Here is a 17,147-nt window from a genome sequence, read left to right as displayed (position 1 = left end):
TTTCGGGTACGCTCGGCCGCATGAACGACGACGGCAGCGCGTCCGGAGAGTCTGTGCTGATCGATACTGCCGGGGCGCTGTGGTCGCTGCGCGGCGTCTGCGAGGCACGTGACTGGCTCACGCCGCGATTCGGGGAACGCGTCGGGTGGCTCGCCGGGGCGCACGTCGCGGCCAAGCGCTATCTGGTGGCCACCGAATCCGGTTACGCGGCAACCCTCTCCGCGCAATCGGTGGCCACGCTGGAAAAGCAGGGCGGCGCCGTCGTCGACGCCGAGTTCACCAAGCATTCCTACTGGCCCGACGCCGTCCGGCTCCGGCGTTACGACGACGCCGCGAAAATCCCCGGGGCGCAGGCCCCGAGCGTCCACGACGTGATCGCCGTCGCGCACAGGGTGCGGCTCGCGGTGATACCCACGCCATGACGGAAACGCCGAACGTCCCCAAGTACTACCGGGTCCGCACCGAACTCGAGTCGATCCTCGCCGAGCTCGAGGTGGGGGACGCGATCCCTGCGGAGCGGGAACTGGCCGTCCGGTTCACGGTGTCCCGCGAGACGGTGCGGCAGGCCATCCACGAACTGCTGGTCGAGGGTCGCGTCGAGCGTCGCGGCCGCGGCACCGTCGTCGCCAGCCCGAAGCTCGTGCAACCGCTGTCGTTGCGGTCCTACACCGAGGGTGCGGTCAGCCAGGGCCGGGTGCCCGGACGCGAACTGGTGACGTTCGAGGAACACGGCGCCGACGCGGATCTCGCCGAGGCGCTCGGTCTCGCGTTCGGAGCGCCGGTCATCCACCTCGAACGCGTCCTGCTCGCGGACGACGAGAAGATCGGGCTCGAGAGCACCCATCTGCCCGCCGGCCGGTTCGGGGAGATGGCGCGCCGATTCGATCCGGGTACCTCGCTGTACGCGGCGATCCGCGAGACCGGCGTGGTGTTCGCGTCGGCGACCGAGCGGATCGAGACCGTGCTGGCCTCCCCGCGGGAGGCCGCGCTGCTCGACTCGACCACCGCGATGCCGATGCTGCGGCTCCACCGCGTCTCGCTCGACACCGACCGCGTGCCGATCGAACGGGTGCGTTCCCTCTACCGCGGCGACCGGATCGCCTTCCTCACCACACTGCGGGAGTGACGTCGACGCGCCCGACGGGTCCGGAGGCGCCCGGGCCGCGCACGGGGCTAACCTGGTACCCATGTCTGTCCGCACAGCACTGAGCCCCGGAACCGTGTCTCCCGTCCTCGCCGTACCGGCGGGGATCGAGCGTCCCGAGTACGCGTGGAAGCCCACGGCGAAGGAAGGCAACGAGCCGTGGGTTCAGACCCCGGAGACCATCGAGGCCATGCGGGTGGCGAGCAAGATCGCCGCCCAGGCCCTGCAGGAGGCCGGTAAGGCGGTGGCGCCGGGTGTCACCACCGATGAGCTCGACCGCATCGCGCACGAGTACATGATCGATCACGGCGCCTATCCGTCGACGCTCGGCTACAAGAGTTTCCCCAAGTCGTGCTGCACGTCGCTGAACGAGGTGATCTGCCACGGCATCCCCGACTCGACGGTGATCCAGGACGGCGACATCGTCAACATCGACGTCACCGCCTACATCGGCGGCGTGCACGGAGACACCAACGCCACGTTCCTCGCCGGGGACGTTGCCGAGGAGAACCGGTTGCTGGTGGAGCGGACCCACGAGGCGACGATGCGCGCCATCAAGGCCGTCAAGCCGGGCCGCGCGCTCAACGTCATCGGCCGCGTCATCGAGTCGTACGCGCACCGCTTCGGCTACGGCGTGGTCCGCGACTTCACCGGGCACGGCATCGGCACCACCTTCCACAACGGACTCGTCATCCTCCACTACGACGAGCCGTCCGTGGACACGGTCATCGAACCCGGCATGGTGTTCACGATCGAACCGATGATCAACCTCGGCGACATCGGCTGGGAGATCTGGGACGACGACTGGACCGTCGTCACCAAGGATCGCAAGTGGACGGCTCAGTTCGAGCACACCATCGTGGTCACCGAGACCGGCAACGAGATCCTCACCCTGCCTTGAGCGAGAGCCGGTGGAAGGGCGCCCTGCTCGTCGCCGGCACCACGTCCGACGCGGGCAAGAGTGTGCTCGTCGCGGGACTGTGCCGGATGCTCGCGCGGCGAGGTGTCCGGGTGGCGCCGTTCAAGGCGCAGAACATGTCGAACAACTCCGTCGTCACGCTGGACGGCGGCGAGATCGGCCGGGCGCAGGCCCTGCAGGCCGCGGCCTGCGGACTCGAGCCGAGCGTCCGCTTCAACCCCGTGCTGCTGAAACCGGGTAGCGACCGCACGTCGCAACTGGTGGTGCGCGGCCGCGCGGTGACGTCCGTCGGAGCCCGCGACTACATCGAGCACCGGCAGCACCTGCGCGCGGTGGTGGCCGAGGAACTGGCGTCGCTGCGCGCCGAGTACGACGTGGTGATCTGCGAGGGAGCGGGCTCACCCGCCGAGATCAACCTGCGAGCGACGGACCTCGCGAACATGGGACTCGCCCGGGCCGCCGACCTGCCGGTGGTCGTCGTCGGCGACATCGACCGCGGTGGAGTGCTCGCCCACCTGTTCGGCACCGTGGCCGTACTCGCACCGGAAGACCAGGCGCTGATCGCGGGATTCGTGATCAACAAGTTCCGCGGCGACGTGTCGTTGCTGGCGCCGGGCCTCGAGCAGTTGACGGCCATGACGGGACGCCCGACGCTCGGGGTGATTCCCTTCGCCGAGGACCTGTGGCTCGACGCGGAGGATTCGCTCGGTGTGGTGGGGGACGCCCCGGTCGGACGTCCGGCACCACCGATCGGCGACGACTGGCTGCGGGTGGCCGCGATCCGCCTGCCCCGCATCTCCAATTCGACGGACGTCGAGGCGCTCGCGTGTGAACCCGGGGTGTCGGTGCGCTGGGTCACCGACCCGTCGCGGCTGGAGGACACCGACCTGATCGTCCTGCCCGGAAGCAAGTCGACCGTGTCGGATCTGGAGTGGTTGCGCCGCAACGGCATCGCGGATGCGATCGCCGTGCACGCGAAACGCGGCGGTCCGGTGCTCGGCGTGTGTGGCGGTTACCAGATGCTCGGTTCCGTGATCGTCGACGACGTCGAATCCGGCCGGGGCGCGGTGCCGGGCCTCGGACTGCTCGACCTCGAGGTCGAGTTCGCCCCGGACAAGGTGCTCGCGCAGGTGCGCGGCGACGCCCACGGAGTTCCGGTGTCCGGGTACGAGATTCATCACGGCCGGGTGCGGCGCAACGGCGACCAGCCGCTGCTCCACGCGGGCAGCGGCGCCGCGGAAGGCAGTATCCGCGGCGCCGTCTACGGCACGCACTGGCACGGACTGCTCGAGACCGACCGTTTCCGTCGGCTTCTGCTGGACGACGTGGCCGAACACGCGGGGAGAACCGGTTTCGTCACCGCGCCGGACACGGATGTCGCCGCGATCCGGGCGGCTCAACTCGATCTGCTGGCGGACCTGGTGGAGCAGAATCTCGATCTCCGCGCCCTCGGGGACCTCCTCGGGGCGGGCGCCCCGGAAGGTCTCCCGGCCATCGCGTCGACCCTGGTGCGCTAGGCCGTCGCGCGGCGGACGAGCGCCCACGCCGCGACGATCCCTGCCGCCGCGACCAGTGCCGGAAGCCACACCAGCGGCACCGATCGGGGTACGTCGGCGAACCAGTGGCCGATGTCCGGCCACGACTGCTGCCACGTGATCACGAACGCGGCGGCGCCCGCGGCGAGGAGAGTGCCGACGCCGAGCGTGAAGAGCCCCACCACCCGCCACCGGTGATGCAGTGCGCCCAGGAACATTCCCGCCGCCGCGGTCAGCGACAGGAAGGCGAAGTCGGCGCCCAGCTGAATCGCCGGGTCGGACGTGAAGTAGTTGGGTATCGCGAACATCCGCATCCCCACACCCCAGCCGCCCGTGGCCTCCTCGATCAGCGACAGTCCGTAGAGCATCACCCCGAACACGAGAACCTGGACGGCGGTGACGATCAGGGTGGCCGCGAAATAGTCGCGCCGGGTGACGCTCATCCCCAGTGCGAACGGGAACGTCTGTGTCATGGCCTGCAGGTAGAACGCGAGGGCGATCCCGAACAGGGAGAAGACGCCGCCGGTGAAGTTGGTATCGCTGCCGGTGTCGCCGACCATCGCGAAGATGGCCGCCGCGATCGTGAACGACGCGACCAGCACGCCCAGTGGCCACGCGACGAGCAGGGGCCAGGCGACGGTGTGGATGCGGGAGACGGTCAGGACCCGGGTTGTCATCGTGCCTCCTCCTTGGTGGCCGTGGTGCTGCGGACCACGAGTTGTTGAAGGCTGAGCGGCTCGAAATGCAGGCCGTGGTCCACCGCCCGGTCCCGTTCGGAGTCCGACAGGCTGGCCTGCACGGTCGCCCGTTCGTGATTCCCCAGCGATTCACGGTGCAGGACGGTCTTGTTCGAGGTGAAGTCGGCGACGAGCGAGGCCAGGCCGGAGACGACGACGGCGCCTTCCCGAAGCGCGTCGGTGTCCTCATCGAGGACGATTCGTCCCTTGTCGATCAGGATCACGTGTTCGATCAGGTCGCCGATCTCGTCGATGAGGTGTGTGGAGAGCACGACCGTGCGCGGGTGTTCGGCGTAGTCGGCGAGAAGCCGGTCGTAGAAGAGGTGCCGTGCCACCGCGTCGAGGCCGAGATACGGCTCGTCGAACAGGGTGAGCGGTGCGCGGGAGGCCAGACCGACCGTCACACCGAGCGCGGACGTCATGCCCCGCGACAACTTCTTCACCTTGCGGCACAACGGAAGATCGAAATCCTCCAGCAGTGTCTGTGCGAGTTCCTCGTTCCAGTGGGGGAGTAGGTGCCGTGCGGTCGCGAGGACGTGCCCGACCCTGAAGTCGTCCGGGTACTTCTGGCTCTCCTTGACGAAGCAGACATCGGTGAGTACCCGGGAATTCTCGTGCGGGGCCTGACCGAAGATCTCGACCACACCCGAAGTCTGGAACTCCTGCCCGGTGAGGATCTGCATGAGCGTGGTCTTGCCGGCCCCGGTTCGGCCGAGGAGACCGTAGATCTTGTTCTCCTGCAGGGGGAAGTCGATCCCGTCGAGTGCGACGAAGTCGCCGAATCTCTTGCCGAGGCCCCGCGCCGAGGCGACCGTCTTCGTGTCGAACGCTGTGCCGATCATCGTGCTCCCTCCCGTTGGTCGAGCATGGTCTTGAGTTCGGCGATGCTGACGCCGAGTTTGTCCGCCTCGGTGACGAGCGGATCGATGAACTGGCGCGCGAACCGCTCGCGTCGCCGGAAGCGCAGCGCGTTCCGGGCGCCGGAGGTGACGAACATTCCGATTCCCCTCTTCTTGTAGAGGATCCCGTCGGCGACGAGCTGATTCAGTCCCTTGGCTGCGGTCGCCGGGTTGATCCGGTGAAAGGCGGCGAGCTCGTTGGTGGACGGCACCTGGCCTTCCTCGGGAAGGGTTCCGTCGATGATCGAGTTCTCGATGAGCTCGGCGATCTGCTGGAACAGCGGTCTGCCGTTGTCGATCATCGACGCCCGCCCCGCCGGTTGATCGGTTCATTACTCATGTAATGAACCATAGAACCTGGGAGGTCCGAGCGCAAGACGTCCCCGATCGCGTAGTTTTTAGCCCATGGAACTGACGCACGTGGCGGTGGGAAATGGAACCTGCACGGTCCGCATCGACGGACCGGAGAGCAAACACACCGTTCTCCTGCTACCGGGGGCCGGCGACGGACCGGATGTCTACGACGGCGTCTGCGAGCGCCTGCACAATTCCGATCTGCGCACGATCGTGCCCGAGGACATCACCGGTCTCGACGAGACGACGATCATGGCGCTGCTCGACGAACTGAAGGTCGGGTGGGTCAACCTCGTCGGCAGCCGGGAAGGAGCCGAACTGGCGTGGTCGCTGGCGGCTCGCCAGTTCGGACGCTTCGCCAGCCTCGTGGTCGCCGACCGGGGGCATCCGGCCGCACCCGACGGCGCCGGTGCGGTTCGCGGATCCGACTGCCCGCCCGTCGAACTCCCCACGACCGTGATGATCGGCAGCCCCGACCGGCGTGCCGAGGCGGACGCGAGCGGACGCTTCGTCTACTCCGACTTCCGCGTCGTTCAACTCGACGACGTCACCAACGTCCCGGCGGCCGCGGCGGCCGAGCTGGCCACCGAGATCGTTCTCCGCACCAGCCCCTGGTAGATCCCGGCCCCACGCCGAGCACGACCGTGCTCAGCGTGGGGCGTACATGATGACGGCCATGCCCAGCAGGCAGATCAGGGCGCCCGAGACGTCCCAGCGGTCCGGGCGGAAACCGTCGGCCACCATGCCCCAGATCAGCGAGCCCGCGACGAACACCCCGCCGTACGCGGCGAGGATGCGGCCGAAGTGGGCGTCCGGCTGCATCGTCGCGACGAACCCGTACGCCCCGAGCGCCGCGACACCGGCGCCGACCAGATCCGGCCCCGATGCTCGCGGACGCCCTGCCACACCAGCCAGGCGCCGCCGATCTCGAACAGCGCCGCGACGGCGAACAGTGCGACGGACTTGGCGACCGTCACTCGGCCGGTAGGTCGAGGCCGAGGAGAGCGTTCTCGACGACCTCGGGCAGCGCCGGGTGGATCCAGTACTGCCCCCGCGCCATCTGCTGCGCCGTCAGCCCGAAGCTCATTGCCTGGATCAGCGGCTGGATCACCGTGGGCGCCTGGGCGCCGATCACGTGCGCACCGAGCAGCCGCCCGGTGCCGCGTTCGGCGATCACCTTGCACAGGCCCTCGTCGTCCTCCATCGCCCACCCGTAGGCGACGTCGCCGTACGCCTGCACCTTCACCGTGATGTCCCGGCCCGCCTCCCGGGCCTCGGCCTCGGTCAGCCCGACGTGCGCGATCTGCGGGTCGGTGAACACGGCGGCGGGAACGAACCGGTGGTCCGCGGCGCGCAGGCCCGACGTGTCCTTCCACGCGCCCTGCAGGAGATTGTGCTGAACGACTCGCGCCTCGTGATTGGCGACGTGCTTGAGCTGGTACGGCGAGGAGACGTCACCGAGCGCGAACACGCCTTCGGCACTGGTCCGTTGGTAATCGTCGACCACGACGCGTCCCTCGTCGTCGAGGTCGATGCCACCTGCGGCGGCCCCGATGGCGTCCCCGTTCGACTGCCGCCCGGTCGCCACCAGGAGAACGTCACCCGAGACGACGGTGCCGTCCTCGAGTTCGACCGCGACGCCGTCACCGTCGCTGCGCACGGCTGCGACGGCGCTGCCGCGGTGCACGTCCCATTTCTTCTGGGCGAGATCCGTGAACCGGCGGGAGACGTCCTCGTCGAGGTGCCGCAGCAGGTGAGAGCTACGCGCGATCAGCGACACCCGGGTGCCCAGCGCGGAGAACACGTGTGCGAACTCGGCGGCGATGTATCCCGCACCGATGATCACCATGCGCTCGGGCAGCTCCGGCAACCGCATGATGTCGTCGTTCGTGTAGTACCGCACGTCGGATTCCCGGACCACGTCGGGAATGATCGGGCGGGATCCGGCCGCGATCACCACCTGATCGGCGGTGATGACCTCCCCGGTTCCGGTGTCGAGGGTTCGTGGGCCCACGAACGTCGCGTGCCCGCGGAACAGTGTGGTGTTCGGGCTGTCCTCGGCGCGGTAGCGCTCCCCGCCGGCCGAGATCGGTTCGATGCGGCCGAAGACCCGTTTGACGATGTCCGGCCAGCGCACCCCCTCGAGCTCCGCGTCGACGCCGTACTTCGCGGAATTGCCGACGGTGCGGGCCACCTCCGCGGCGTAGACGAACATCTTCGTCGGGATGCAACCCACGTTCAGGCACGTCCCGCCGAACGTGCCCTCCTCCAGGATCGCGACCGTCTTGTCCGCGAACCGATCGTCGGGCAGCGAGTTGCCGGACCCCGAACCGATGATCGCCAGATCGAAATGTGTCATCGGTTGGCCTCCGCGGCGTTGTGGCCGTGCAGCCAGTCGAGCCAGAGGTCCACTTCGGCGAACGCCTCCGCCCGGGGCTGGTCGGCGGACAGGAACACGTCGTGCCGGGCGCCCGCGATGGGCACGATCGTGGTGCGATCGCCGAGGCACCCCGCCCAGCGGGCGATCTGCCGGACGTCGAGGACGGCGTCGGCCGTGTCGACCCTGGGGTCGTACCGCGGCGCGAAATACGACGCCTTGGATCGGAGGATCAGGGCGGGAACCCCGATGTCGAGACCCCGGTGCAGTTGGGCATGGCCGCGGCGTACTGCGCGCAGCCACCCGAACGTGACCGGGAAACCGCTCAGCGGCTTCCAGTCGAGGTTGTAGTTCCAGATGCCGTTGCCCTCCACGTGCAGGCTCACGCCGTACGTGTCGAGCCCAGTCTTCGGGATGATCGACTTACGTTTGACGCGCCCGAGCGCATCGACGGCCACCGTCCCCACGTTCCGCAGGTACGACGGACCCTGCAGGTCGAACCACGGGCTGTTGAGGATGACCCCGCTGATGCCGAGTGCGGCGGTGCCGCCCGGCTTGCGCTGCAGGCGGTGCAGCCACAGCGGCAGAACCAGACCGCCCGTCGAATGCGCGACCAGCAGGACCTCGCCGTCACCGGTCTGTTCCCGGACCTGGCGCAACGCCTCGTTCAATTCGGCGTCGTACAGTGTCAGATCGGAGACGAAGTGCGGCGTCTGGCCCGGTTCGAGCGAGCGCCCGCACTTGCGCAGATCGAGTGCGAAGAACGCGTAACCCTGTTCGGCGAAGTGCTCGGCCAGGTGCTTCTGGAAGAAGTAGTCGGTGAATCCGTGGACGTAGAGCACGGCGCGGCCGGTCTTCCTCGTCTCCTGCGCGGGCTGGTAGCGGATCAGCGTCGCCTTCACCTCGCCCTCGCCGTCGGGGTCGGTGCCGAGAGGGATGGTCAGCTGTTGATAACCGTCGCCGAGAACGTCGGGAGCCCATGTAGTCACAGATCACAATCTAATGTGCGATTCGGGGGCGCGGGGAGGCGCACAATTGGGGCAGGTGATTCTCGCTCATACGCGCGGGTAACCTATCCGGCGAACACGGCAGGCGTATGCGCGTACGGCTATGGACAAGGAAGTCGATACTCCAGTGTCAGATCAGAATGCGGTAGAGACGAAAACGGATGTAGTGCTGGTGGGCGCGGGCATCATGAGCGCGACGCTGGGGGCGATCCTGCGTCAGGTGCAGCCCGATTGGTCGATCACCACATTCGAGCGGCTCGACGCAGTAGCCGCCGAGAGCAGCGACCCGTGGAACAACGCGGGCACCGGCCACTCCGCGCTGTGTGAGCTCAATTACACCCCGCAGAACGCCGACGGCACCGTGGACATCACGAAGGCCGTCAACGTGAACGAGCAGTTCCAGGTGTCGCGGCAGTTCTGGGCGCACGGCGTCGAGAGCGGTGTGCTGACGCAGCCCAAGGAGTTCATCAACCCCATCCCGCACGTGAGCTTCGTGCACGGCGAAGCCAACGCGAAGTACCTGCGGGCCCGCTACGACGCCCTCGCCGGTCACCCCCTGTTCGCGGGCATGGAGTACATCGACGCCCCCGACGAGTTCACCCGTCGCCTGCCGTTGATGGCGAAGGGCCGCGACTTCAGCGATCCCGTCGCTCTCAACTGGACCCAGGACGGCACCGACGTCGACTTCGGCGCCCTGACCAAGCAGCTCCTCGGTTACGTCGGCGCGTCCGGCGGCGTCGTCCACTTCGGGCACGAGGTCACCGACCTCACCAAGCAGTCCGACGGCACCTGGGTGGTCAAGGTCACCAACCGCCGCAACGGTGTGAAGAAGGTCGTGCGCGCCAAGTTCGTGTTCGTCGGCGCCGGTGGCGGTGCGCTGCACCTGCTGCAGAAGTCCGGCATCGAGGAGGCCAAGGGCTTCGGCGGGTTCCCCGTGAGCGGCGCGTTCCTGCGCTGCACCAACCCGGAGCTCATCGACCAGCACCGCGCCAAGGTCTATGGCAAGGCCGCCGTCGGCGCGCCGCCGATGTCGGTTCCGCACCTCGACACTCGCGTGATCGGCAACAAGCCCGGACTGCTGTTCGGCCCCTACGCCGGCTGGTCGCCCAAGTTCCTCAAGCAGGGCCGCGTCACCGATCTGCCCAGTTCGGTCAAGCCGAACAACCTGCTGTCGATGCTCGGGGTCGGCGTCAGCGAACTCGGTCTCGTCAAGTACCTGATCAGTGAGCTCGCGATGTCCGAGGCCGGCCGGATCGAGACCCTGCGGGAGTTCGTCCCGAAGGCGCTCGGCAAGGACTGGGAGCTGATCACCGCGGGCCAGCGCGTCCAGGTCATCCGTCGAGCCAAGGGCAAGGGCGGTGTCCTCGAGTTCGGCACCGCGGTCGTCAACGCCGCCGACGGCAGCATCGCCGGACTGCTCGGCGCGTCGCCGGGTGCGTCCACCGCGGTGCCCGCCATGCTCGACGTGCTGCAGCGCTGCTTCCCGACCCAGTACGAGTCGTGGAAGCCGAAGCTCCAGGAAATGGTTCCGTCGCTGGGCATCAAGCTCTCCGACGACACGGCACTGTTCTCGCAGGTGTGGGACTGGACGTCGAAGGTGCTCCAGCTCGACACCAGCAAGGTGGAGGACGCGTCGGTCGCGGTCTGATGCACCGCCCGGCCCGGGTCCACGGGCGCGCACACTTGCCGGTGCTGTGCGATAGTTGCCTGTCATGACGGCAACTGCAGCACTCAAGCGTTCGTGGGCACTCGATCTCGACAACAAGACGCTCTACGAGTTGCTCAAGCTCCGCGTAGAGGTCTTCGTCGTCGAGCAGGCGTGCCCGTACCCGGAACTCGACGGCCGTGATCTGCTGGTCGAGACCCGCCACTTCTGGCTGGAACAGGACGGTCAGGTGGTCTGCACCCTCCGGCTCCTCGAGGAGCACGCCGACGGCACCACGTCGTTCCGCATCGGTCGGCTGTGCACGTCGCGGCCGGCGCGCGGTCAGGGACACACGACGCGTCTGCTGCGCGCCGCGCTCGCCGAGGTCGGCGACGCGCCGTGCCGCATCAACGCGCAGACGTATCTGGTGGACATGTACGCCAAGCACGGTTTCAAGCCGGACGGCGAGGAGTTCGTCGAGGACGGCATCCCGCACGTCCCCATGCGGCGCGGCGGCGGTGCCGCCCATGGTGTCGGCGGCGGTGCCGCCCATGGTGTCGGCGGCGGTGCCGCCCATGGTGTCGGCGGCGGTGTCGCGTACGAGGTGGCGGAGGCGGCCCCGTCGAGCGCCGGGCAGTAGGCCCCGACTAGGGTCGTCAGGTGAATGTCCGCGGGGAAGTCCTGTTCGAATCAGGCGCGGTCCCGCCACTGTGACGGATCTCTGACCGGCTGCCACCACCCTGGTTGCCGATCGGTCTCCCAGCCAGATTGCCGCGGCGTTCGTACCGGCCAAAGCTCTCGGCGAGGAAACCGGGACGTGAAGGGATGCAGCGTGCGTACGGATCGTGAAGTGGACCAGGTTCGACCCGACTTTTCGTGGGGATTCCCGTTCAGCGCGGTGGTCGGTCAGGACCGGTTGCGGCTGGCCCTCATCCTCTGCGCGGTCCATCCCGGTATCGGCGGCGTCCTCGTCCGCGGTGAGAAGGGGACGGCCAAATCGACGGTGGTCCGTGCTCTCACCGCGCTGCTGCCGGCGGTGCACGACGAGCACGGGACCCGCCCGGCGCGACTGATCGAACTGCCGGTCGGAGCCACGGAAGACCGCGTCGTCGGTTCCCTCGACCTCGAGAAGGTCCTGCGCGACGGTGAGCGCGCGTTCCAACCCGGACTGCTGTCGGCCGCCCATCAGGGTGTTCTCTATGTCGACGAGGTCAATCTTCTGCACGACCATCTGGTCGACGTGCTCCTCGACGCGGCGGCGATGGGCCGCGTCCACATCGAGCGTGACGGCATCTCGCACTCGCACGCCGCGCGGTTCGTGCTGGTCGGCACGATGAATCCTGAGGAGGGCGAGCTCCGGCCGCAGCTCCTCGACCGGTTCGGGCTGGCCGTCGACGTCGCCGCGTCGCGGGAGGTGGACGTGCGCATGGAGGTGGTCCGGCGTCGACTGGACTTCGAGCGTGACCCCGCACGGTTCGCCGAGCGCTACGCCGAGCAGGACGCCGCCTTGGCCGCCGCCATCCTCGAGGCCCGCGACCGGCTCGACTCCGTCGAGCTCGACGACGTCGAGTTGCGCCGAATCTCTTCTCTCTGTGCGTCGTTCGACGTGGACGGCATGCGCGCCGACCTCGTCCTCGCCCGGACCGCGACCGCGCACGCAGCATGGCGGGGCGCCGGCGCCGTCACGGCGGAGGACGTGCGGGTCGCCGCCGAGCTGACTTTGCCGCACCGCCGCCGCCGGGATCCGTTCGACGAACCCGGCCTCGATGAACAGCAGCTCGACGACGCTCTCCGTCAGGCCGACGAGGACGCCAGGTCCGGTGCCGAGGAACCGCCGGAGCAGGAGCCGGGACCTCCGCCCGGGACCCGGCCCGGACCGGACGGCGGGGACACCGACCCCGAGGGGCCCGACGATCCAGACGGTCCCGGAGGCGGGGCTCCGGCACCCCCCGAACGCCCGGCCGGGCCGACCGGCACCCAGTTCACCACCAAACTCCTCGAGGTACCCGGAGTCGGCGAGGGCGCGCCGGGCCGGCGTTCCCGTTCGCGCTCCTCCCGCGGTCGCGCGGTGCGCTCGACCGCCGAACAGGGGCACGGACTCCACCTGGTGGGCACGCTCTTCGCCGCCGCCGAGCGGCAGGTGGCCCGCGGCCGGAGCGCCGGTCGGATGATCCTCGACTCCGCCGATCTGCGCGGGGCGATTCGCGAGGGCCGCGAGGGCAACCTCGTGGTGTTCGTCGTGGACGCGTCCGGGTCGATGGCGGCCCGTGACCGATTGTCGGCTGTCACCGGTGCCGTCGTCTCACTGCTGCGCGACGCCTACCAGCGCCGCGACAAGGTGGCGGTGATCACGGTTCGCGGACGAGCCGCGGAACTGGTCCTGCCGCCCACGTCTTCGGTGGACATCGCCGTCCGCCGCCTCCGAGGAATGAAGACTGGAGGCAAATCCCCACTGGCAGAAGGATTTCTGCGTGCGCGTGAGGTCGTGTTGCGGGAACGTCTCCGCGATCCGCAGCGTCGCGCGCTCGTCGTCGCACTGACGGACGGGCGGGCGACGGGCGGCAAGGACGCACTGCACCGGGCCAAGGTGGCCGCGGGGCTGCTCGCCGACAGCTCGGTCGCGTCGGTGGTCGTCGACTGCGAGACCGGCATGGTCCGGCTCGGGCTGGCCGCGGAGCTGGCCCGCCGGCTGCAGGGCGGCTACGTCCGCCTCGGTGAATTGTCCGCGCAGCACGTCGCGGGCGTCGTCCGCGCCGCAGCGTGATCCGGACGCGGATTCGGTAGGGGAGAGAGAAGACACATGCCCAAGGGTGTTCCCGAGAACGTTCCGAACGACGGCCTCACCACACGTCAACGACGCAACGCTCCGGTGCTCGCGGTGCACACCGGACCGGGCAAGGGGAAGTCGACGGCCGCGTTCGGCATGGCGCTGCGTGCCTGGAATCAGGGATTCGATGTCGGCGTGTTCCAGTTCGTCAAGAGCGCCAAGTGGAAGGTGGGGGAGGAAGCAGCCTTCCGCGCCCTCGGCAAACTGCACGAGGACACCGGCGTCGGTGGCGCGGTGCAGTGGCACAAGATGGGCGAAGGCTGGTCGTGGACGCGCAAGCACGGCAGCGAGGAAGACCACGCCGCCGCGGCCGCCGAGGGATGGCGCGAGATCGCCCGCCGGCTGGGAGCCGAGGAACACCGGTTCTACGTGCTGGACGAGTTCACGTATCCCCTGAAGTGGGGGTGGGTGGATGTCGACGAGGTGGTCGAGGTCCTGCGGAACCGGCCGGGCAACCAGCACGTGGTGATCACGGGCCGCGACGCCCCGCCGGCGCTGATCGACGCCGCGGATCTGGTGACGGAGATGACCAAGATCAAGCATCCGATGGACGCCGGCCGGAAGGGCCAGCGGGGCATCGAGTGGTGACCACGCTCTCCGCGGCGCCCGCGGTGGTCATCGCAGCCCCCGCATCGGGTAGCGGAAAGACCACCGTCGCAACCGGTCTGATGGGAGCGCTGCGTGAGTCGGGCTGCGCGGTGGCACCGTTCAAGGTCGGCCCCGACTACATCGACCCCGGATACCACGGGCTCGCGGCTGGACGGCCGGGACGCAATCTCGACCCGGTCATGGTGGGCGCGCAGCGGATCGCCCCGCTGTACCGGCACGGCAGTTCGGGATGCGACCTCGCGGTCGTCGAGGGCGTCATGGGCCTGTTCGACGGCAAGATCGACGCCGCGTCGCAGGAGCCGTCGGCCGAGGGATCGACGGCCCAGGTGGCGGCTCTGCTCGGCGCCCCGGTCGTGCTCGTGGTCGACGCCCGCGGACACAGTCAGAGCCTGGCCGCGGTCCTGCACGGCTTCTCCACCTACGACTCCGGGGTCCGCATCGGCGGGGTGATCCTCAACCGGGTGGGAAGCCCGCGGCACGAACAGGTGCTGCGGCAGGCATGCGAGCGCGTCGGACTTCCCGTGCTCGGCGCCGTGCCGCGGATGGCCGAACTGGAGGTCCCGTCCCGGCACCTCGGGCTGATCCCGGCGGCGGAGCACGGAGCCGACGCGGTCGATGCCGTCGACGCGATGACCCGATTGGCCGCCCGGCACCTCGACCTGCCCGCCATCCGCGCGCTCGCGGCCTCGGCGGTCGACGGGCCGGTGTGGGACCCCGCCGCCGAGGTCGGGCCGATTCCGCCCGGTCCGCGCCCGACCGTGGCGATCGCCGGTGGCCGGGCGTTCACGTTCGGGTACGCCGAACACCGCGAACTCCTGGGTGCCGCCGGTGCCGACGTGATCACCTTCGATCCCCTGCACGACGCGTTGCCGTCCGGCACGAGCGGCGTGGTGCTGCCCGGTGGTTTCCCCGAGGAGCACGCCGTCGCCCTCGCGGAGAACTCCGCGCTCCTGACACTGATACGCGCACTCGCGACAGCGGGGGCGCCGATCCATGCGGAATGCGCCGGTCTGCTCTACCTCGCCCGAAGCCTCGACGGGCACGCGATGGCCTCCGTGGTCGGGGTCGACGCCTCGTTCGGGTCCCGTCTCACCCTCGGGTACCGCGAGGCGGTGGCGGTCACGGACTCCACACTCTTCGCGGCAGGTGAGCGGGTGGTCGGCCACGAGTTCCATCGCACGTCGCTCGCCGCGGCCGAGGCGGACGGCTTCGCACCGGCCTGGGGTTGGCGACCCTGGGACGGCGACCCTGCGCGTGAGGGTTTCGTGCGCGGCGGCGTGCACGCGTCGTACCTGCACACGCACCCCGCGGGTCACCCGGAGGCGATCACCCGTTTCGTGGCCGCGGCCCGGACCTTCGCCGCGCATGGGTGACGTCAGCGTCGGCGTCGGGTTCCGTGCGGCAGCGGGCAGCGCGGACATCCTGGCCGCCGTCCGGCACGTGCTGACGTCCACGAACCTGGGTCCGGACGCGACACTGGACTGCCTGTGCACCCTCGACCGCAAGGCCGCGGATCCGGCTGTCCGCGATGCGGCAGCGGCGTTGGGTGTCCCCGTCCGCGGATTCGCCGCGGGGGAACTGGCCGCCGTCGAGGTGGCGAACCCGTCGGACCGGGTGCACTCGGCGACGGGATCGCCGAGCGTCGCGGAAGCGGCGGCGGTGCTCGGCGCGGGCGGAGGGCCCCTGATCATGACCAAGTGGTCCGCGAATGGCGTCGTCGTCGCGGCAGCCCGTAAAGTTTCGTAGGTTCGAGACGAGACGTGCAGGATTTTCTGGAGAAACGGGGAGAGCGCGTGACTGCTGCCACCGGAGACGAGACCAACTACCTGGTCGGACTCAATTTGGCCGATCGTCGTGTGGTCGTGGTCGGTGGCGGAACAGTGGCACAGCGCAGGCTCGGGCTCCTGATCGCATCGGGGGCGCGGGTGCACCTGATCAGCCGCGCGGTCACGCCGGCGGTCGAGGGTATGGCCACGGCGGGACAGATCACAGTGGAACTTCGCGAATACCGGGACGGCGACCTCGCCGACGCCTGGTACGCCATTGCGTGCACGGACGAACCGGACACCAACGCGGCGATCGTCGCCGAGGCGGAGCGGAATCGTGTGTTCTGCGTCCGCGCCGACAACGCCCGCTTCGGCACCGCCGTCACTCCGGCGAGCGCGAGCTACGACGGGATGAGCATCGGCGTGCTGGCCGGCGGTGACCACCGGCGGTCCGCCGCAGTGCGCACCGCCCTCGTCGAGGGCCTGCAATCCGGTGTGGTCGCAGACACCGCCGAGGCACCGGCGGCCGGTGTCGCACTGGTGGGCGGCGGTCCGGGCGACCCCGATCTCATCACCGTGCGCGGCCGGCGACTGCTGGCCCGGGCCGACGTGGTGGTCGCCGACCGCCTCGCCCCGCCGGAACTGCTCGCCGAACTGGGCTCCGACGTCGAGGTCATCGACGCCGCGAAGATTCCCTACGGCCGTGCGATGGCGCAGGAGGCGATCAACGCCGCCCTCATCGAGGGCGCGAAGGCCGGCAAGTTCGTGGTGCGGCTCAAGGGCGGCGACCCGTACGTGTTCGGGCGCGGCTACGAGGAACTCGAGGCGTGCGCCGCGGCGGGCGTGCCCGTCACGGTCGTCCCCGGAATCACCAGTGCCATCTCGGTGCCGTCGGCCGCCGGCATCCCGGTCACTCACCGGGGCATCACCCACGAGTTCGTCGTCGTCAGCGGTCACGTCGCCCCCGACCATCCGGATTCCCTCGTCGACTGGTCGGCGCTGGCCCGGTTGAAGGGCACGATCGTGCTGCTGATGGCCGTCGAGCGCATCGAGGCGTTCGCGACGGTCCTTATGGAGGGCGGACGTCCGGTGGACACCCCGGTCACGGTCATCCAGGAGGGCACGCTGCGCACGCAGCGCACCGTGCGCGCCGATCTCCAGACCGTCGCCGCCCGGGTGAAGGAAGAGCAGATCCGGCCGCCCGCCATCGTGGTCATCGGGCCCGTGGCCGGGTTTTCTGTGGACGCTGGGTAACGTGAACCCTCGTGTCTGAATCCCGAGTGCCCGAAGGCGCATCCGCGTCGAACAAGTCTGCGGCGAGAGCCACG

17 protein-coding genes and 1 pseudogene are annotated in these 17,147 nt (G+C 69.3%); 12 read left to right on the top strand and 6 right to left on the bottom strand.

The features are described from left to right. Positions 1-20 precede the first annotated feature (20 nt). The 4 genes from GO592_RS16590 to GO592_RS16575 all read left to right on the top strand — a co-directional run bounded on the left by GO592_RS16590 (position 21) and on the right by GO592_RS16575 (position 3,580). Entirely contained in the window at positions 21-422 is a 402-nt protein-coding gene (locus GO592_RS16590) for a hypothetical protein (protein ID WP_007296915.1), read from the top strand. Then, the gene (locus GO592_RS16585; protein WP_007296916.1) at positions 419-1,126 is read left to right on the top strand and encodes a GntR family transcriptional regulator; all 708 of its coding nucleotides are present in this window, start codon (positions 419-421) and stop codon (positions 1,124-1,126) included. The genes GO592_RS16590 and GO592_RS16585 overlap by 4 nt, the downstream gene beginning before the upstream one ends. A gap of 61 nt (positions 1,127-1,187) precedes the next feature. Continuing rightward, positions 1,188-2,045 (top strand): type I methionyl aminopeptidase, encoded by an 858-nt coding sequence (map, locus tag GO592_RS16580; RefSeq protein ID WP_005259297.1) that lies wholly within the window; start codon positions 1,188-1,190, stop codon positions 2,043-2,045. Next, positions 2,042-3,580 carry a cobyric acid synthase gene (locus GO592_RS16575; RefSeq protein ID WP_007296917.1) on the top strand — a complete coding sequence of 513 codons (1,539 nt, stop codon included), beginning with the start codon at positions 2,042-2,044 and terminating at the stop codon, positions 3,578-3,580. Before map ends, GO592_RS16575 begins: the two co-directional genes overlap by 4 nt. Here GO592_RS16575 and GO592_RS16570 read toward each other — a convergent pair. From GO592_RS16570 to GO592_RS16560, 3 genes are read right to left on the bottom strand one after another with little or no spacing between them, the layout of a single operon-like run. Beyond that, positions 3,577-4,275 (bottom strand): hypothetical protein, encoded by a 699-nt coding sequence (locus GO592_RS16570; protein WP_007296918.1) that lies wholly within the window; start codon positions 4,273-4,275, stop codon positions 3,577-3,579. The two genes, GO592_RS16575 and GO592_RS16570, sit on opposite strands and share 4 nt — an antisense overlap. Beyond that, positions 4,272-5,177: an ABC transporter ATP-binding protein gene (locus GO592_RS16565; RefSeq protein ID WP_007296919.1), complete on the bottom strand. Its 906-nt coding sequence runs from the start codon at positions 5,175-5,177 to the stop codon at positions 4,272-4,274. Before GO592_RS16565 ends, GO592_RS16570 begins: the two co-directional genes overlap by 4 nt. Next, positions 5,174-5,536, bottom strand: coding sequence for a GntR family transcriptional regulator (locus tag GO592_RS16560; RefSeq protein ID WP_005259287.1), 363 nt, complete (start codon positions 5,534-5,536; stop codon positions 5,174-5,176). The genes GO592_RS16565 and GO592_RS16560 overlap by 4 nt, the downstream gene beginning before the upstream one ends. Before the next feature lie 103 nt (positions 5,537-5,639). On the opposite strand from GO592_RS16560, the gene GO592_RS16555 reads away from it, so the two are divergent. Then, positions 5,640-6,206, top strand: a complete 567-nt coding sequence (locus GO592_RS16555; protein WP_005259286.1) for an alpha/beta fold hydrolase — start codon at positions 5,640-5,642, stop codon at positions 6,204-6,206. A gap of 30 nt (positions 6,207-6,236) precedes the next feature. Here the strand turns inward: GO592_RS16555 and GO592_RS16550 are convergent. From GO592_RS16550 to GO592_RS16540, 3 genes and pseudogenes are all read right to left on the bottom strand, one after another. Then, positions 6,237-6,565 (bottom strand): annotated as a pseudogene (locus GO592_RS16550) (YnfA family protein). Then, positions 6,562-7,947 (bottom strand): mycothione reductase, encoded by a 1,386-nt coding sequence (mtr, locus tag GO592_RS16545; RefSeq protein ID WP_007296921.1) that lies wholly within the window; start codon positions 7,945-7,947, stop codon positions 6,562-6,564. The pseudogene GO592_RS16550 and the gene mtr overlap by 4 nt, the downstream one beginning before the upstream one ends. Further along, complete coding sequence (locus tag GO592_RS16540; RefSeq protein WP_005259280.1) at positions 7,944-8,954, bottom strand: alpha/beta hydrolase; 1,011 nt, start codon at positions 8,952-8,954, stop codon at positions 7,944-7,946. The genes mtr and GO592_RS16540 overlap by 4 nt, the downstream gene beginning before the upstream one ends. Before the next feature lie 121 nt (positions 8,955-9,075). Here GO592_RS16540 and mqo point away from each other — a divergent pair, with 121 nt between their 5' ends. The 7 genes from mqo to cobA all read left to right on the top strand — a co-directional run bounded on the left by mqo (position 9,076) and on the right by cobA (position 17,073). After that, positions 9,076-10,620 (top strand): malate dehydrogenase (quinone), encoded by a 1,545-nt coding sequence (mqo, locus tag GO592_RS16535; RefSeq protein ID WP_037204597.1) that lies wholly within the window; start codon positions 9,076-9,078, stop codon positions 10,618-10,620. Between the two features lie 64 nt (positions 10,621-10,684). Further along, on the top strand, positions 10,685-11,257 hold the full coding sequence (locus GO592_RS16530) for a GNAT family N-acetyltransferase (protein WP_007296922.1): 573 nt from the start codon (positions 10,685-10,687) through the stop codon (positions 11,255-11,257). 210 nt (positions 11,258-11,467) lie between these two features. Further along, positions 11,468-13,381, top strand: coding sequence for a magnesium chelatase subunit D family protein (locus GO592_RS16525; protein ID WP_039951033.1), 1,914 nt, complete (start codon positions 11,468-11,470; stop codon positions 13,379-13,381). A 36-nt stretch (positions 13,382-13,417) separates the two neighbouring features. Continuing rightward, entirely contained in the window at positions 13,418-14,032 is a 615-nt protein-coding gene (cobO, locus tag GO592_RS16520) for a cob(I)yrinic acid a,c-diamide adenosyltransferase (protein ID WP_007296924.1), read from the top strand. Then, entirely contained in the window at positions 14,026-15,426 is a 1,401-nt protein-coding gene (locus GO592_RS16515; RefSeq protein WP_007296925.1) for a cobyrinate a,c-diamide synthase, read from the top strand. The genes cobO and GO592_RS16515 overlap by 7 nt, the downstream gene beginning before the upstream one ends. Next, positions 15,419-15,799 carry a cobalamin biosynthesis protein gene (locus GO592_RS16510; protein WP_007296926.1) on the top strand — a complete coding sequence of 127 codons (381 nt, stop codon included), beginning with the start codon at positions 15,419-15,421 and terminating at the stop codon, positions 15,797-15,799. The genes GO592_RS16515 and GO592_RS16510 overlap by 8 nt, the downstream gene beginning before the upstream one ends. A 47-nt stretch (positions 15,800-15,846) precedes the next feature. Beyond that, on the top strand, positions 15,847-17,073 hold the full coding sequence (gene cobA / locus GO592_RS16505; RefSeq protein WP_007296927.1) for a uroporphyrinogen-III C-methyltransferase: 1,227 nt from the start codon (positions 15,847-15,849) through the stop codon (positions 17,071-17,073). Positions 17,074-17,147 lie beyond the last annotated feature (74 nt).

The sequence above is a fragment of the Rhodococcus sp. 21391 genome (assembly GCF_016772255.1).
Classification (GTDB): domain Bacteria; phylum Actinomycetota; class Actinomycetes; order Mycobacteriales; family Mycobacteriaceae; genus Rhodococcus_F; species Rhodococcus_F opacus.
This window is presented reverse-complemented; position numbering and strand designations above follow the sequence as displayed.

Bases quoted from the DNA above. Each gene is read 5' to 3' on its own strand.
- GO592_RS16565 (WP_007296919.1), bottom strand. From the start codon at position 5,177: ATGATCGGCACAGCGTTCGACACGAAGACGGTCGCCTCGGCGCGGGGC.
- GO592_RS16510 (WP_007296926.1), top strand. From the start codon at position 15,419: ATGGGTGACGTCAGCGTCGGCGTCGGGTTCCGTGCGGCAGCGGGCAGC.
- GO592_RS16570 (WP_007296918.1), bottom strand. From the start codon at position 4,275: ATGACAACCCGGGTCCTGACCGTCTCCCGCATCCACACCGTCGCCTGG.
- GO592_RS16555 (WP_005259286.1), top strand. From the start codon at position 5,640: ATGGAACTGACGCACGTGGCGGTGGGAAATGGAACCTGCACGGTCCGC.
- GO592_RS16590 (WP_007296915.1), top strand. From the start codon at position 21: ATGAACGACGACGGCAGCGCGTCCGGAGAGTCTGTGCTGATCGATACT.
- GO592_RS16585 (WP_007296916.1), top strand. From the start codon at position 419: ATGACGGAAACGCCGAACGTCCCCAAGTACTACCGGGTCCGCACCGAA.
- map (WP_005259297.1), top strand. From the start codon at position 1,188: ATGTCTGTCCGCACAGCACTGAGCCCCGGAACCGTGTCTCCCGTCCTC.
- mqo (WP_037204597.1), top strand. From the start codon at position 9,076: ATGGACAAGGAAGTCGATACTCCAGTGTCAGATCAGAATGCGGTAGAG.
- GO592_RS16560 (WP_005259287.1), bottom strand. From the start codon at position 5,536: ATGATCGACAACGGCAGACCGCTGTTCCAGCAGATCGCCGAGCTCATC.
- GO592_RS16530 (WP_007296922.1), top strand. From the start codon at position 10,685: ATGACGGCAACTGCAGCACTCAAGCGTTCGTGGGCACTCGATCTCGAC.
- cobO (WP_007296924.1), top strand. From the start codon at position 13,418: ATGCCCAAGGGTGTTCCCGAGAACGTTCCGAACGACGGCCTCACCACA.
- mtr (WP_007296921.1), bottom strand. From the start codon at position 7,947: ATGACACATTTCGATCTGGCGATCATCGGTTCGGGGTCCGGCAACTCG.